Source organism: Cloacibacterium caeni (assembly GCF_907163125.1).
Classification (GTDB): Bacteria; Bacteroidota; Bacteroidia; order Flavobacteriales; family Weeksellaceae; genus Cloacibacterium; species Cloacibacterium caeni_B.
Map to the genome: position 1 here is coordinate 982,441 of NZ_OU015319.1, position 16,691 is coordinate 999,131.

15 protein-coding genes are annotated in these 16,691 nt (G+C 29.4%); 1 reads left to right on the forward strand and 14 read right to left on the reverse strand.

Features of this window, described 5'->3' with window-relative positions; translation table 11 throughout:
- Positions 1 to 43 precede the first annotated feature (43 nt).
- Positions 44 to 1,186: an acyl-CoA dehydrogenase gene (locus tag KKQ79_RS04530; protein ID WP_213189174.1), complete on the reverse strand. Its 1,143-nt coding sequence runs from the start codon at positions 1,184 to 1,186 to the stop codon at positions 44 to 46.
- 122 nt (positions 1,187 to 1,308) lie between these two features.
- Between KKQ79_RS04530 and KKQ79_RS04535 the strand changes: the two genes are divergently transcribed.
- Positions 1,309 to 3,078, forward strand: a complete 1,770-nt coding sequence (locus KKQ79_RS04535; RefSeq protein WP_213189175.1) for an AMP-dependent synthetase/ligase — start codon at positions 1,309 to 1,311, stop codon at positions 3,076 to 3,078.
- Between the two features lie 35 nt (positions 3,079 to 3,113).
- Here the strand turns inward: KKQ79_RS04535 and KKQ79_RS04540 are convergent, their stop codons facing one another.
- The 13 genes from KKQ79_RS04540 to KKQ79_RS04600 all read right to left on the reverse strand — a co-directional run bounded on the left by KKQ79_RS04540 (position 3,114) and on the right by KKQ79_RS04600 (position 16,523).
- Positions 3,114 to 3,557, reverse strand: a complete 444-nt coding sequence (locus KKQ79_RS04540; protein WP_213189176.1) for a DUF2147 domain-containing protein — start codon at positions 3,555 to 3,557, stop codon at positions 3,114 to 3,116.
- 165 nt (positions 3,558 to 3,722) lie between these two features.
- Positions 3,723 to 4,067: a phage holin family protein gene (locus KKQ79_RS04545; protein ID WP_213189177.1), complete on the reverse strand. Its 345-nt coding sequence runs from the start codon at positions 4,065 to 4,067 to the stop codon at positions 3,723 to 3,725.
- A 28-nt stretch (positions 4,068 to 4,095) separates the two neighbouring features.
- On the reverse strand, positions 4,096 to 4,488 hold the full coding sequence (locus tag KKQ79_RS04550; RefSeq protein ID WP_213189178.1) for a hypothetical protein: 393 nt from the start codon (positions 4,486 to 4,488) through the stop codon (positions 4,096 to 4,098).
- Positions 4,489 to 4,500: 12 nt separating this feature from the next.
- Positions 4,501 to 4,965: a hypothetical protein gene (locus KKQ79_RS04555; protein WP_213189179.1), complete on the reverse strand. Its 465-nt coding sequence runs from the start codon at positions 4,963 to 4,965 to the stop codon at positions 4,501 to 4,503.
- A 368-nt stretch (positions 4,966 to 5,333) separates the two neighbouring features.
- Entirely contained in the window at positions 5,334 to 6,008 is a 675-nt protein-coding gene (locus KKQ79_RS04560) for a hypothetical protein (RefSeq protein ID WP_213189180.1), read from the reverse strand.
- Positions 6,005 to 9,241: a T9SS type A sorting domain-containing protein gene (locus KKQ79_RS04565; protein ID WP_213189181.1), complete on the reverse strand. Its 3,237-nt coding sequence runs from the start codon at positions 9,239 to 9,241 to the stop codon at positions 6,005 to 6,007. The genes KKQ79_RS04560 and KKQ79_RS04565 overlap by 4 nt, the downstream gene beginning before the upstream one ends.
- 158 nt (positions 9,242 to 9,399) lie before the next feature.
- Entirely contained in the window at positions 9,400 to 10,599 is a 1,200-nt protein-coding gene (locus tag KKQ79_RS04570; RefSeq protein WP_213189182.1) for an AAA family ATPase, read from the reverse strand.
- Positions 10,592 to 11,473: a hypothetical protein gene (locus KKQ79_RS04575; RefSeq protein WP_250131189.1), complete on the reverse strand. Its 882-nt coding sequence runs from the start codon at positions 11,471 to 11,473 to the stop codon at positions 10,592 to 10,594. The genes KKQ79_RS04570 and KKQ79_RS04575 overlap by 8 nt, the downstream gene beginning before the upstream one ends.
- A 114-nt stretch (positions 11,474 to 11,587) precedes the next feature.
- On the reverse strand, positions 11,588 to 12,235 hold the full coding sequence (locus KKQ79_RS04580) for a hypothetical protein (RefSeq protein WP_213189183.1): 648 nt from the start codon (positions 12,233 to 12,235) through the stop codon (positions 11,588 to 11,590).
- A 576-nt stretch (positions 12,236 to 12,811) separates the two neighbouring features.
- Complete coding sequence (locus KKQ79_RS04585; protein ID WP_213189184.1) at positions 12,812 to 13,918, reverse strand: BT4734/BF3469 family protein; 1,107 nt, start codon at positions 13,916 to 13,918, stop codon at positions 12,812 to 12,814.
- Positions 13,906 to 14,187: a helix-turn-helix domain-containing protein gene (locus KKQ79_RS04590; RefSeq protein WP_213189185.1), complete on the reverse strand. Its 282-nt coding sequence runs from the start codon at positions 14,185 to 14,187 to the stop codon at positions 13,906 to 13,908. Before KKQ79_RS04590 ends, KKQ79_RS04585 begins: the two co-directional genes overlap by 13 nt.
- Positions 14,188 to 14,257: 70 nt before the next feature.
- Positions 14,258 to 15,370: a hypothetical protein gene (locus KKQ79_RS04595; protein WP_213189186.1), complete on the reverse strand. Its 1,113-nt coding sequence runs from the start codon at positions 15,368 to 15,370 to the stop codon at positions 14,258 to 14,260.
- A gap of 13 nt (positions 15,371 to 15,383) precedes the next feature.
- On the reverse strand, positions 15,384 to 16,523 hold the full coding sequence (locus KKQ79_RS04600; protein WP_213189187.1) for a tyrosine-type recombinase/integrase: 1,140 nt from the start codon (positions 16,521 to 16,523) through the stop codon (positions 15,384 to 15,386).
- Between the last annotated feature and the right edge of the window lie 168 nt (positions 16,524 to 16,691).

The following is a 16,691-nucleotide window of genomic DNA, read 5'->3' on the forward strand; positions in this document are numbered from 1 at the left end:
CAATTGCTTGTCCGACTTTCATATTTTGAAAAGAATTTGCCAATTATTTTTTAGCAATACTTCTAGAAATTACAATTTTCTGAATTTCTGAAGTTCCTTCGTAAATCTGAGTGATTTTAGCATCACGCATCATTCTTTCTACGTGATATTCTTTTACATAACCATAACCACCGTGAACTTGTACTGCTTCAATGGTAGTATCCATCGCTACTTGAGAAGCGTATAGTTTTGCCATTGCTCCAGATTCTGAAATATCTAGACCTGCATCTTTTTCAGCAGCAGCTTTGTAACAAAGCATTCTTGCCGCCATAATATTCACGTGCATATCTGCTAATTTGAAAGCAATTGCTTGGTGATTGATGATTTCTGTACCGAAAGCTTTTCTTTCTTTAGCATATTTTAGCGCCAATTCATAAGCTCCAGAAGCAATACCTAAAGCTTGAGAAGCAATACCAATTCTACCACCATTCAAAACAGCCATGGCAAAATTGAAACCAAATCCATCTTCACCAATTCTGTTTTCCTTAGGAACTTTTACATCGGTAAACATTAATGAATGTGTATCAGAACCTCTGATTCCTAATTTTTCTTCTTTTTTACCAATTACGAAACCTTCCCAACCTTTTTCTACGATGAAAGCATTGATTCCTTTGTGTTTTTTCTCCACATCAGTTTGTGCAATCACAATATAATATTGAGCGTTTCCACCATTGGTAATCCAGTTTTTAGTACCGTTTAATAGATAGTGGTCTCCCATATCTATTGCAGTTGTTTTTTGAGAAGTAGCATCAGAACCAGCTTCTGGCTCAGAAAGTGCAAATGCACCGATGACTTCACCTTTTGCTAAAGGAACTAAATACTTTTGTTTTTGTTCTTCAGAAGCGAATTTTTCTAGACCAGCACAAACCAAAGAATTGTTTACTGACATCACTACGGCTGCAGAAGCGTCTACTTTAGCAATTTCTTCCATTGCCAAAACATAAGAAACACTATCCATTCCTGCTCCACCGTATTTTTGGTCTACCATCATTCCTAGGAATCCTAATTCTCCCATTTTCTTTACTTGTTCATAAGGAAACTTCTGTTCGTTATCTCTTTCTATTACGCCAGGCAAAAGTTCAGTCTGCGCGAAATCTCTCGCTGCTTGCTGAATCATCAGTTGTTCTTCTGTTAAATTAAAATCCATTTTTTGTATTAAAATTAATTGCCGTAAATATACATTTTTTAAGAATTTCAATGAAAATTGATATTAACTATTTGTTAATTAAGAAAAAGTATTATTTTTACAAAAATCAAAAACCGTAAAGTATGTCAGTTACAAGATTGTTTGACTTTGCTCATCATGCGCTATACAAGTTCCCAAAAGAGGATGCTTTGGTGACCAAATATAATGGAGTTTGGACAAAAACTTCTACAAAAGAATACGTAAGTCAAGGAAACAAAATTTCCAGAGGACTGTTAAAATTAGGGATTAAACCGGGAGATAAAATCGGGCTAATTTCTACCAATAACCGCACAGAATGGCACATTATGGATTTGGGAATTTTGCAAATTGGTGCAATAGATGTTCCGGTATATCCTACCATTTCTGTAGAAGATTATATCTATATCTTTAATAATGCGGAAATAAAATATGTTTTTGTTTCAGATAAAGATTTGTACGAAAAATTACTTCAAGTAAAACCTCAGGTAGAAAGTTTGAAAGGAATTTTTACCTTTGATGAAATTCCTGGAGCTGCAAACTGGAAGGAAGTACTCGATTTGGGAGAAAATGAAGACAATCAACAAGAAGTAGAAGACATTGCTAAAACGATTCAACCAGATGATTTAGCGACTTTAATTTATACTTCTGGAACTACTGGTAGACCAAAAGGCGTAATGCTAACTCATAAAAATATTGTAGCAAACGTTACAGCTTGTGCACCTATAATTACAGATGTAACCAAAGGATTAGATGAGCTGAAAAGTTTAAGCTTTCTCCCTATTTGTCATATTTTTGAAAGAATGTTGTACTATCTTTATGTAAGCAATGGTTTCTCTATCTATTTTGCAGAAAGTATAGATAAAGTAGGTGAAAACGTAAAAGAGGTAAAGCCTCAGATTATGACTGTTGTGCCACGTTTGATAGAAAAAGTGTACGACAAAATTGTAGACAAAGGAGCTGCAGCTGGTGGTTTAAAAACCAAAATTTTCTATTGGGCATTGTCATTGCTTGAAAATTATGACATGAAGAAACCTAAATCTCTAAAACACAGAATTGCAGATAAATTAGTGTTCTCTAAATGGAGAGAAGGTTTAGGCGGCAATATTATCACTTTAGTAAGTGGTTCTGCTGCTCTGTCTACCAAACTGAATAGAAGTTTCCAAGGTGCGGGAATTCCTATTTTAGAAGGATATGGGCTTACCGAAACTTCACCAGTAATTGCGGTAAACTCTTTCGAAAGAGTGAAAATAGGAACCGTAGGTCATGTTTTAGATAATTTAGATGTAAAAATCCAAGCAGATGGAGAAATCACCGTAAAAGGACCTTCTGTTTTCCAAGGATATTATAAAGACGAGGAAAAAACCAAAGAAGCATTTACAGAAGATGGTTACTTTATGACGGGAGACATCGGTCATATAGATGCAGAAGGTTTCTTACACATTACAGACCGTAAAAAAGAAATGTTCAAAACTTCTGGAGGTAAATATGTTGCGCCTCAGGTTTTAGAAAATTTAGCGAAAGGTTCTAAATTTATCGAACAAATTATGGTAGTAGGTGACGGCGAAAAAATGCCGTGCGCATTAGTACAGCCAGACTATGCATTTGCAAAACTTTGGGCAGAGAGAAAACATCTTAAAATAGGTAAAACTCCAGAAGAAATGGCGAATTCTCCTGAGCTAAAAGCAAGAATTATGAAAGATATTAATTTGCTGAATGCTACTTTAGGAAAATGGGAGCAAATCAAGAAAATAGAGCTTACTCCTACGCTCTGGACGATTGAAGATGGATTGCTTACTCCAACAATGAAATTAAAACGTAAAGCAGTAAAAGAAAAATTCTTCAATCTTTACGAAAAATTATACGACAGAGCATAAATCAAAATAGACCTCCCATTTTAGGAGGTCTTTTTTTAGGCTACTTTTTTAAAAGATATAGATTTTCCGATCCATTCTACCTTCCAGAAACCGCGAACTTTTAAGATTCCATTTTGAAGCAACTTGGCACAAGAACTCCAATATCTTCCACTAGAAGCGTCATAAATTTTCCCATTAACCCATTCTTTTTTCTGAGCATCATAGCGCAATCCATCTAAAATTTCCATGCCTAGAATTTTTCTATTTCTCAATGCAGGGTTGGGATTATTCGTATCTAAAGATAAATGCATAGGCGTTTTGCTTTCGCTTAAAAGATGATTAAACCAAAGAACTTTGGCTTTAAATTGATTATTGACTTTATATACTTCTACTTTTACACTATTATCTGTGCTCATCCAAGTTCCCAAAAGATCATCAGGATTGGTAGCACTCAAATTTCCGAAAATAAGAAATAAAAAAATAAATAATATTCTGCTCATGACTTTATATTTTTAAGGTGATGGTGTTGTTTTTAATTTTTTGTAAAGATGTAAAAGTCAAGGGTAAAAATATTTACAGAATTTTGAAGAGGATTTTCAAAATTTTTAGACAAAAGAAAAACCTCAATTTCTTGAGGTTTGCATTATATTTAAAATGAAATGAATTTATTCTTTGCTGATAAAGATGCTTTCTAAAACAGAAGTGATGATAGATAAAGCCACACTGAAAATAAGTGCCCACCAAAAACCATCTATCTGAATGCCGTCTGTAAAATGGTCTGCCAAAAGTATTATGATGGCATTAATGACCAAAGCAAATAATCCTAAAGTTAAAAGCGTAATCGGAAAAGAAAATAAATGCAAAATAGGTTTTACAAATAAATTCAAAAGACCTAATACAATAGCAAAAATAATCGCTGCAGAGAAAGTAGTAACGTGTACTCCACTGAGAACATTGGGCAATAAATAAGCCACAACTGCGGTAATGATAAGTTTAATAATAGTGTTCATAATTTGGTATTTATAAAAGTAAATTTAGTTATTTTTTTGAAATTTTACGATTTATTTTTACTTCTTTTATTTCAGAAATGAGCCATTCTTCTAACTGAATAATGAAGTGATTTCTCACCAAAACCATTTTGCAGATATAAATCATCGCTCCAAAAACAAAAGCGAGAATCAATGAGAGCCATCCCAAACTCGTAGAAATGTTCCAGCGCTGTTCATCAGTAAGCACAAGATGTAATTTTTGGGCCACTGTATCTAAAAATATTTTATAATGAAGCATGCTTTCGAGCAAAAGTCCAATGCCCAAGAGTAAAAAGACCAGTGCAAACAGCCAAGATATTCCCCAAACAATGAAGATAAAATAAGTGTTTCCAGAAACAGAAGGTTGCTGGTCTAAAATGCTTTGTAGTTGTTTGATTTTCATATATTTTGAAAATTATCGGTAATTAAATAAGATAGGTGTATTTTTTGGAACGTCAAACTCATAGAGTTCTTGAGTTTTTGCATTGTAAAATAGCCATTGAAATGTTTTCATATTGGTATTTCCCATTGTAAAAAGGCCAATTTGGGTATAAAGTACGCCTTCCCAATCGGTTTCTTCTACAGAATAGCCCAGCTTCGCTTCAGGATTTTTAAGTTGAAATTGTACGCCAGTTTGGTTATTTTTATCCAGATAATATTCAACCAATTTAGCAATTCTTTTTTGGTAAGGATCACTATAAACAGTGCGATCACGCTTCATTTTAAAGAGTTGTTTATCAAAAACGGTATAACTCAAAACCTGACCATTTTTTTGGAGAATAGTATCTGTTTTAATTCGTTCTGATACTTTTTCAGAGGATTTATTTTGGCAAGAAACCAAAAATGAAATGAGTACTACAAAAGATAAAAAAGCTTTCATTTTTTTCTATTAAAGGTAAGGAAAATTTAGATTTATGTTTTTAGTTTTGATTAATTTTATTTCAATTTAGATTTTAGCGCACAATCTTTCTTTGCAAAAGAAAACCCATCTTACAATAACCTTGCAACACAAGTATTCGTAAGAGGGCGATGGAGTTTTTAAAAGTTATTTAAACGAGTAATAAATTAGTAGTATCAAATCTTTTTTATATAAGAAAAATCTAAGATATCTCGGATTTGCAATCTTTGACATTTCATTTTATTAAAACGAAAAAAAGCAAATTTTCAAATCATCACTTCATAACTATATAACCTATTTCATATTTTGCAGATTTGAAAAAACAATATTTGTTTTATTTTCAATGCTATTTACGAGGTTATAAAACTCCATACTTGACCAACGGACACATTAGAGTGATTATCTTTTGCTATAATTTTCCAATAATATTTTGTGTTGGCTACTAATTCTTTAAACTTATAATTAGTTGATGTAAGATTTGATTCTGTTAACCTTAAATTGTTAATATCTGTACCTAAATAGAGATCATAAGTAAGAGGATCATTGTCTAAATCTTCACACTTCCAACTCACAGAATTATCAACTATAGTACTTCCAAGTGTAGGACTTATAAGTTCTGGAGCAAATGGGGTATGATTTGTTATGGCTAAAGATTCTGTTTGAAACTGAAAAGTACTGCTCATCATAGAATTTTGAGGGCCTATAGTTTCCACTTTCCATTTATACAATATTCCTTTTTCAAGATTATTAAATGAATAGTTTGTATTTGACGTAGATTCTGTATAAACAGTAGTTTCTTTACCGTTCTCTACTTTATTTACGGTTAAGTTGTAACTGGTTGCATTTGTTACGCTTTTCCAAGAGAATGTAATAGGCATTTCCATACAGATTTGTTTATCAGATGGTAGCAGTAAAGTGGTAGCTGTTACTAATTTTTTGGGAGTATTTTCTTCTCTATTATCGCTACAAGCTACTAAGAAAAAAAGACAAAAAAATATAATAATTATAGAAGTATTGTTTTTCATTGCTTAATAATTTTTTTAGTCATTTTTCTATTTTCGGATTCCAACACTAGAAGGTATGTCCCTGAAGGTTGTTTTTTGATAGAAATAGTTTTGGAGTGATTTTCTTTGATATCATCTTCCATAATCAGTTGACCATTTTGTGAGTATAGAGCTAGGTGTACCTTTTCATTTAAATGGTTAACAATATTTATCAAATCACTCGTAGGATTTGGAAATATTACGATATCATTTTGGGTAGTAATTAATTCTTTAATAATTTTCCCTTCACATGATTTGGACGATTCTAATACAATATTATCTGCAAAATTATCTAGAATTAAATCATAGCTTCCTTTACTGTAAACCGTAATATTTTTTTTTCCATAAGTAATGGTAAAAGGTGCTGTACCTGACTGTATCTGAACTTTAGCAAGCCTTCCAGATAGTTCAATTTTTCCCTTTAAATTTTCAGGTTTTCCGATATTTACTACATAACAATACTGCGTATCATTTGATAATTTAATGCATAGATTATATGTGCCGCCATTCAGGTTATTGAGCGTGACAGATGAATTAAAAGACACCCAATTACTTCCATTTAATGAATAGCTGTAAGTATAATTTTCTTTAGAAGTAATTAATATTGCTCCATTATTTTTGGTATCACAAGTTTCATCTTGTGCAGTAACAGTAAATAAATTAGGTGCGTAATTATTAAAATTTATTCGCCAAACATCATTATATAAATCACCTCCGAAGAAATATAAGTTTCCTAACTGATCATTCCAAGTTGCAGAATTATACCTATGAGGAGGAAGATTTGTGGGCGAAGAAACATTTATTTGACCATAATTTTTTGGTAATGAAGATTTAGGACCATACATCCAAGTCCAATTATTTGTATTAATATTATATCTCCATAAATCTAGTTTAGAATAGCTGTCCTTTCCTCCCAAAAACCATAAGTCACCATTTTTTCCAGTCCATGTAAATGCATTGGCTCTGTTTCCCGGAAAATTAGTGTCGTTTTCTACTCCAATATTTCCATAATTAAGAGCCGTAAAAGGTATTGAACTCCTTACTTTCGTCCATGTATTATTATTGGTTTGATATTTCCACATAATACCAAAAAAATAATACCAAAAATTTTTATTTTCATCTTGCCATCCTATGCCGCTTTCTTCCTTGGCAATAGGATAATCTTTACTGTTGGTGCTGTTGATTATTTTATCTCCACTTAACCAAACCCATTGATTAAGTGTTATATCATATTTCCATACATCATTTAGATAACCTCTTTGAGAAGACTTCTCATCAAAGCCATAGCCGCCATAGAGATAAAAATTTCCTTCTTGGTCTACCCAACTCTTGCCATCTCTTCTCGCTCCAGGAATATTAGTAATAGAAGAAACGCCTAACGTTCCATAATTAGCAAATGGTTCATCATTTTTTTGTTTGCCCCCTTTCCATACCCAATTATTAGTTTTTCTGTTATACATCCATAAGTCCTGATGCAATTGATTATCAAAGCTGCCATAATTACCGCCAAAAAGCCATAGATTTCCATTTTTATCTATCCATGAAAACGCTTCATTACGAGATCCTGGAGAATTTCTCTTGTCTTCAACATTTAACACCCCATAATCTAAAGAATTATAATTAGAAAAATTGTAGAAAGAAAAATAGTTTCCTTTAATCCATTGCCATTTTTTTTGAGAAATATCAAACTTCCATAAATCATCTGATCGATACACATATAGGGAAAATCCTTTATGGAATGAACCTAGAACCCCATAAAGCCAAAGATTTCCATCTTCATCAGTCCATTTAGCGCCAAAATCTAAGGTTCCGCCTGGTGTATTTTCACTTTCTAATAGTCCTGCAAGCTTTTGATAGGTATTTTTATTAACAGAATTAATGTTACTATCTACACCTTTAATCCAAACCCAATTGTTGGTTTGGATATTGTACTTCCATATAGCATCAATGTTTTTACTACCTTTAAACTGATACAAGTTCCCGTCATTTCCAATCCAACAAGCTGATCCATTAATAGTTCCTGGAAAGTTTTTTGGATCTTCTACATTTATTGTTCCATAAATTGGTTTTTTATCATCATCGGTAATAATTTTTTTTTGTTTCATTACAGCCCATGAATTTGTAGATATTCTGTATCTCCACATGTATTGATTTACAAATATCCAAAAATCACCGCTATTATCTACCCAATGATTAGGTTTTGGATTGTCCAAACTCCAGTCTAATGTATTGGGTAAATTATTTGGATCTTCTACTCCAATGTCACTTACAATACTTTCTTTACTAGTTAGACTACCTTTTAACCAAGTCCATTGTCCAGTATTCATATTAAGCTTCCAAAGATCATTTAATAAATAATATTGAGATTTACCATTAAAAAAACCTCCATAAATATATATGTTACCTTGAGAATCTTTAAATGAACATGAACCATACCTTGCACCTGGTGAGTTTAATGAATGCTCCTGACCTAATGTATTATAATTACCAGTAGCATTAGGTTGATCACTTCCTCCAATCCAACTCCACATCTTCGTAGAAATATTATATTTCCATAATGTATCATATTCTACAGTATTAGATCTATTACTAAGGCCTGTTCTTCCTCCAAAAAGATATAGGTTCCCTTGTTCATCGGTCCAAGTTGTTGTATTAATTAAAGCAGGAGGTATATTTGCAATGTCTTCTACGCCTTTCGTTCCAAAATGCCCAGCTCCATCATTAGTAGGTTCAGATATTTTAATCCAATTATTGGTTGCAATATTAAATTTCCAGAAATCATTGCTCGCTGTTAAAGAGCTAGTAATCCCTCCAAATTTATATAAATTATTATTTGAAGTCCAAAATGAAGATAGTGAAACTCCAGAAGGCATATTGCGATAACTCTCTACGTTGATTCCTTTATCAAAACCGTCAGAATCATTATAAGGTCTGCCTTTTTTAAACGTAAAATTATTGTTTTGCTTATTGTAGCTCCATAATATACTGCTATAGCTACCCTCACTGTATCCGCCAAACATCCAAAATAATCCCTCTTTGTCTACTACATAAGACATATCTCTTTGAATACCTGGCCAGTTTTCATCAGAGTCTAGTCCATATAAACCAATTTCTGCAGTTTGTTCAGTTTGATTTGTACCTTGAATCCAAGTAAAATTTATGTTTTGAGAATAAAGTAATGTACTTAATAAGAGAAAAAATAAACTTTTTTTCATTCAGATAAGGTTATTAGTTAAAGTCATGCTAAAATAAAAAAATAATTTTTATTCTATTGATGATTTTTATTATGCTACTGATGAGTAATTTTATTACTTTCCGATACAGAAACTTTCTCTTTACTGGTTGTGGGTGTTTATGAATTTTTAGTATCCAATTAATAATCTATCTCTAAATTTTCATCGTTATCTATAACCGTTTGAGTAATATATTCAACAAATTTATCCTTTATTTCTTTATTCAAATCACGCATATTTTTGAATTTTGAAACTTCTATTTTACTAACTAAATTATCGTGAGTATCATTTGGAAATTCTAAATTAAATTTCGTTTCAAATTTATTCATTATTTCCCCTAATCTGTATCTAACAAATTTATCCTTATCGTTATTAAATAATAAACTAAAATGTACTTTATAATTAAATCTTGAACGTAATTCTGGAGAAATAACCTTTTTAAAATTCTCTTTAGAGATATTTGAAGTAAAAATAATTGTGTAACCATTCAAATCAATTTCTTCCCCTTGAGAATTTGTCATTTTACCATTCTCAAGAACTTCTAAAAAATAATTGAATACAGCCGTATCTCCTTTTTCAAATTCATCAATTAGAATTAATCCAACATCAGATTCTTTCACTTTCTCAAATAATTCTCCTGTTTCACTTCCTACATATCCTCGAGGACTTCCAATTAAAGAGTTTAAAGCATCTTTACTACTATAATTTCCAAAATTAATCTTAGCAAGTTTGTTTTTACCTTTTAGGCATTTTTGGAGAACTCTTGCTATTTCGGTTTTACCAACTCCAGAATCTCCCAATACAAACAATGATAAAATTTTATGCTCTCCTAAAGCATTGAATATATTAAACACATTAACTAATTTAAAAAAATCATCTTTAAATTTTTGATGTCCGTATAATCTACCATTGAATTCATTCCAAAAATTTTTTAATTCATCCCCTTTTAGATCAATAATTTTTTTCTTTATAAAGGATTTACCAACCCCTATATTTGGTTTATTATCTTTCGGTAACTCAATTTCTAAATCTTCAAATTCATCGAAGCAATATCTTAATTCGTATGTTAAAACCTCTTCATATTTTACATCTGCAATAAATATTGTTTCATCTGAAAAAAATGGTAATAGTTGTTCAAGTTGAAACGAAAGATTATCATTTTTAAAAGCAAATGTTAAGGAAGATAAATCTATAATCTCACTTTGATAATCAAAATTTTCTAATATATCGTTAGAATTCAAATATTTAGTTATACTATTTATAATATAACCTTTATTAGTCATCATACTTTTATAAGTAGAAAATTCTTCTTTATGAAAAAAAATAAGTTTCTTACCCATTATTCACTTCTTGAGGAATATTAACATTTTGAACTATAGCTAACAAATCAATATAATGGTAATCTTTTTCATCATCACTGGAAACAAATGGATAAAGATTCTGATTTACATTTGATTCAGTATATTGACTTTCCTGAATTTCATCATCAGTTGAATTAGTCGTATTCAGATTTTGTAAACTTCCAAGTTCCTGAAAAAATTGGAATGAATTCCTCAAAGTGTTGATTTTGATTTTACCTTTATACAATCCTACTAATGAAACTTTTCCTATAAATAAATCATCTACACTATATGAACTTTCAAATTCACTTTCAAAAGATAACGGTATCTTTACTAAAATCTCCTCAATACTATTTTTAATTTTACCTTTCATTTTATATGCGTAATCCTTAAGCATAGAATTAAATAAATTGTTTATATCAAATCCTTCTGCTCCAGGTATAGCCATACCTTTAAAACCTCCATTAGAAAATAATTTTACCGTTCTCAATTCTGCATCATTTTCCAATGATAAATTAACATCATCTACGATTACCAATTCTCCCTCATCAGTGTTTTCAAAATCAGTTATATTTTTACTCTTTTCTATTATCTCATTTAATATTATTGATTTTGTCGTTTTAATTTCAAATGTTTCTAAAACCTTTTTTGAATCAGAATTATTTGATTTTACACCTCCCTCAATCTCTCCACTAAATAACGTTAGAAATTTAGCTCCTAACTTAGTTTTAAGTTCCTTTTCATTACCCTTTTCAATATGATTTTCAATTTCTCCTCCGATGGAAATAATGTTACTCAACATCATTTTTATTTCATAGACCTTTGCGAAATTGATATAATAAATATTAAAGATTTTATTTAATTGGTTGTTCATTATTATTAATTTTACATTCCTACAAATTTAACTAAAAAAGTCCTCTTTAGTAAAGAAGACTTTTCCACAATCATCATAAAATCAACAGATTTTTTAAATATATTTCTCATTTTTTTATAAATCACAACACTCATAACTATAAGTAATTTTAATTTTATTTTTCATCTTCTCTAATTCTATCAAATAACATAAACTACCATATTCTTCTAAATATGCATAAGATGCATTTTCATTAAATTTAACATCAAATTTATTAAGCTCTTTTTTTATTTCATTTATTTCTTTGTTCGAATAATATGTATAAATTTTAATAGTGTCTCTTAAAGCAATTCTTGGATCTATTATTTCATTTTTATTCTCTTTGGATGTTGTAATTTCATCTCTTGTTTCATCAAAATTATTTGATTTTAAATTTGAAACTTTTTCCCTTTTCTTAAAAGTGCATCCCATAAAACTAATCGTATTATTATCTATAATTGTTAATCCTGTTTCACCGCCCTCTCCACTGTAGTTTTTAAGATAAATAATATTGTTTTCAATGTCATAGTCTAATCTTTGTTCAACTCCCAATACATTGAAATAACATTTTCCATTTTTGAATTCAAATCTACCAATCATTGAACATCCCATCTCTCTACCAATCTGAAAAAAATTTTCTTTGTTCTCTTTATTTGGTTCATATTCGTAAACTCCCTCTAATAAACTTCCCTTTTTACACGAAAATAAAGTTATCAGTACAAAAAATAAAATTATTTTTTTCATAGCTATTAAGTTTTAAATATTATAAAATGTTAATTCCAAAAACACCCATAAAATAAAATATCAACCAACATACAATAGTCATAAGAATATTATTTCTCAAAATCGGTTCATTTTTTCGTTTACCTTCAAAATATAAATTTGCGAAGCCTGGAAGTAATATTAACCTTACTATCATAGATAAACCAATGAAGAAACTAATTCCTTTTATTATCATTAAAATCAAATAAACAATCCACATAATTTTTAAGTTTTCAATATTATTAATTCTTTTTTAACATTTTTTACTGAAAACCGTAAATTAGTAATTTGCAATACAAAAAAACAGGCCTGAGACGTTATCTCTACCTGTCTTTGAGGGAGTCGAAGCCCTTATCCACAAAGTAAAGCAACGCTCAAGCCATAGACTTGAACATTTGCTAAACTTTTTCCTGTGGATATTAAAATTTCGACTTTTCAAAGACAGAAATCAGTTCGCTAATGTTGAATATTTTCTACAATTTTATTTCTATAATTTTATTTCTATAATTTTATTTTTTTTAGTATTGTAAATATATAAATTAGTTCTAATCTTTACAACTATTCTATTTGATAAATAGAATTTAACACTGTCATTATAGACAGAATTACTATATCTTTTTCCCTTTCTGATTTTAGACTACTTATAAAATTAAAATATTTTTCAGGAAAACTTTTACTTAAATCATCATAATATTCTTGGAAAACACTATCCTTGAATGTGATGTCTTTTGATTTAATTTCAGTATTTTTAATTTTATTTTTAGATTTATTTTTTAATTCTAATTTCTTTTTAACTTCTTTATTCAGACGATTTTTCCAGCTTCCAAAGTATTCAGAATTTTTTTCATATGAATTTTCAATTGTAATCATAATCTCATATTCGTCAAAATCGACTTCAACAAATTTATTCAAACAAAATTCTAAAACTTTAGACTTGTTTATCCCATGGTTAGAGCAGTTGTCACTCAATAGTTTAATAAAATTATTTCTGTTTCCAACTTCATATTTTTGTCTTTTCTCCGTAAAATCAATCATTTCTTCCATTTCTAACATGAAAATATTATCATCTTCATCAATGTTGGTCCTCTCATAATTATTTTCAGTTTCAAAAATAAAAATTTCAGATTTTTTGTTATAATAAATGTCTGGATCATCAGAATAAAAACATAAACGTGGAACATCACAAGTTGATTTATCTAATTCTATATTCAGTTCAGATTCAAAATAATTAACTAAATTTTTATAAAATTCAGAATGCTTTTTAAAATCTTTGTTGTTTGTTTTAACAATTATTTTTAATCCATTACCTGTTAATGAACGAAAAACAGAGTAAACAAATTTGTTTTCTTTTGATTTCTTAAAAATAGTCTGAAGTTTTTCTTCGTTTTCAATGTTATCTATATCTAAAATCATTAAAGGATAATATTGTACTAAGTGCTCAATACTTCTGCTAACTCCGAATTTTCCGCTAAATGTTATCGCTGAAATATTTTTTTTATAATTTTTATAAAAATCAGTTTTTCCTTTATAAAAAAATTCATCTCTTACTTTTTCAACCTCTTTTTTGTACTTTCCTGTTCTAATTTGATGTACAAATTCTGGAAATGTGATAGAGTCAATACGTTTTGAAAAACTTTCCCAAATATCAAAAACTAAATCTTCCATTTCTTAGAAATTTTAAAATTTAACGTTGCGGCTACCTCTCCTGATTTTTCTAAACTATTTCGGTGTTTTGATAACAAATAATTATCTAAATCTGAAATTTTAAAATATAGATTTTTCTTGTTTGGGCGGTATGAAGAAATTTCACCATTCCCTGCTTTTCTTCTAACCGTTATTACGCTTAATCCTAAGTACATTGCTGCTTCTCTTGTGTTAAGCATTCTCATTTTTAAGAAATCTAAAACTTCTTTTTTTGAATTTTCACTAATCATAATTTTTTAATTTTTAATTATGTTGTAAAATTTCAATTTTGGAATGACGGTGTAATGCACAGTTTATGCATTAGAAAATCTTCGAAAAAATATCTTCTATTTTTTGAAAAGTTTTATTTGTTCTATTCGGTTTGAAATTGTTTTCACTCAAACGTCTTATAGAACGTGGAACACTATTACTATAATTAAAACCTTTTTTTTCCTCATTTACGGATTCAAAACATCTTCCAATTTTTTCCGTAATTTCTATAATTGTACGATTGTTAAAAGATGTATTTGAAAATCCACATATATTTTTTAGAAGAATTACTAAACTATCCCAATCAACTCCTTGAGTTGATTTTGGTAACCACACAATTTTATTTTTAATATCTTTAAAAGGAGTTTCTGTAAAAATTAATTTGAATTCTTCGAAATCTATCTTTTGAATAATTCCCTCTTCCTCTAATAAAGAATGTATGTTCATCAATTTAGGAATGTCATAAGTTGATGCAAAGGTTTTGTTTTCATAAAAAACTTCATCAATCGAAATTTCTTTTTTATTTTGTGATTTTAGAAAAATCAAATATCTGATGTAATCATAAACAAAGGATAATTCAACAGCGAAGTTTTGTAAAGAAATAACCATTTTTTCTCCCTTACAAATTTCTAAATCTGACAAAACATTGGGTTCTCTTTGTTTGAGTTTAATGTACTTGTAAACATCTTCACTCACTCCAGTTTTTTTGATTCTATCCTTTGTGATTTTTTCTTCTGATACTATTAATTTTGATCGACTTTCTTTTGATTCAAAAAAACGATTTTTAAGAAGTTCAAAAGGGACTGTGTCGAAATTATATTTTTTTGAATTGTTAGAGTACTCCTGATAACATTCTTCAATAATCCAATTCAAATATTGTAATTTTTCTTTATTTCCTTCGGGTGTGATTGACATTACAGGTTTAAACTGTTTATTATTCTCATCATGAATTATGAATTCATATTGAAGTTTAAGCGGAGAGAGATTATTCTTTTTCCAAAACAATAGTTTCTCTCCGTAATCTTCAATTTTATAAAATTTTCTTTCAATAGATTTGATATAATCTTTAGTATGTAGTTTACTCGTAGTTATTTTCAACGATATTTTCCCTACATCAAATTTTTTTTTAGATTCTATATATTTACTCTCTTCGAAAAAATCCATAAATTCATATTTTCTACAAATATAAATCAGGAATTTTAGATACAGCATCTATCTTCTTTTTATCAATCACTTTTCCATAGATTTCTGTTGTTTTTAGATGTCGATGTCCTAATAATTTACTAACTGTATAAATATCTGTATTCATCGTTAGTTGTAATGTAGCAAAAGTATGTCGTGAACTATGATAAGTTATGTGTTTATCGATTCCTGATTCTTTTACCCATTTGTGTAATTTTTTGTTGTGGTAGGCACTATACGTTAAATTTTCAAACAACAATACATCATCATCTTTTCTTTCTCCAAGTAGTTTTACTGCTTGTTCACTTATCGGAAGATTTTCCACTCCTTTAGTTTTCTGTTGTCTATATTTCAAAATCCAACCATTTTCGGAATCATAGTATAGATTTTTCCACTTCAAAGATTTCACATCAGAAAATCTCAATCCTGTGAGTGAACTGAAAATGAATGATTGTTTCAAAATCGGCACTTCACATTCGGTTTTTACTAACTTCTGCAATTCTTCCAGAGTAAGATATTCTCTGTTGGTTTCTTTCTCCTTTATAGTTTTAACTCTTAGTACTGGATTCTCAGAAATTATTTTATTTCTATGAGCTTCTTTCAGTGCAGTTCTAACTTTATTGAAATAAGATAACGCCGTATTCTGTGATAATCTTCCTCCGTTATTAGATATTTTTTCTTTCAAAAGATACTCCTTAAAATTTTCCAAAAATGTTTCATCTATTTTTGAAATCTGAATATCTACTCCTTTACAAAAAATTGTTAGATGCTTCAACGTACTAAACCAATTCCCATAAGTTCCCTCTGTATCATATCTTTTTTCTACTAATTCATTGAAATAGCAAAGAAATCCAACCTTACCACTCGCACTACTTACAAATCCATGTTTTCTCGAATTAAATTCCAATACCTTTTGAGCTTTAATAGATTCAGCAAGTTGTAATGTTTCTTTGTTATGATCTTTCTCAATTATAGTTTTAGGCTTGTCATAGATGTAAAGTTTTAAAAATTCATAACTTCTTTTTTGAGTTAAACTATCGTGGAACATCAAAAATAAACTATTCATTTTTACACGTCCTTTTTCTATACTTTTCTTACTAAGTTTTCCTTCTCTAATTTTTAAATAAACTTTCATTTTCTTAGGTTTTGTTACTAATTATGATGTAACATTCCTCCTAAGTCTATTCGGAAGCAACAGTAACCAAGTGGTAATAACCTAATTATTATATTTTAAATTTTCCAAGTTTACTTTCTATATAAGAAACTAACCACATTCTAACAGCCTTTAAGCAGTTATAGATCG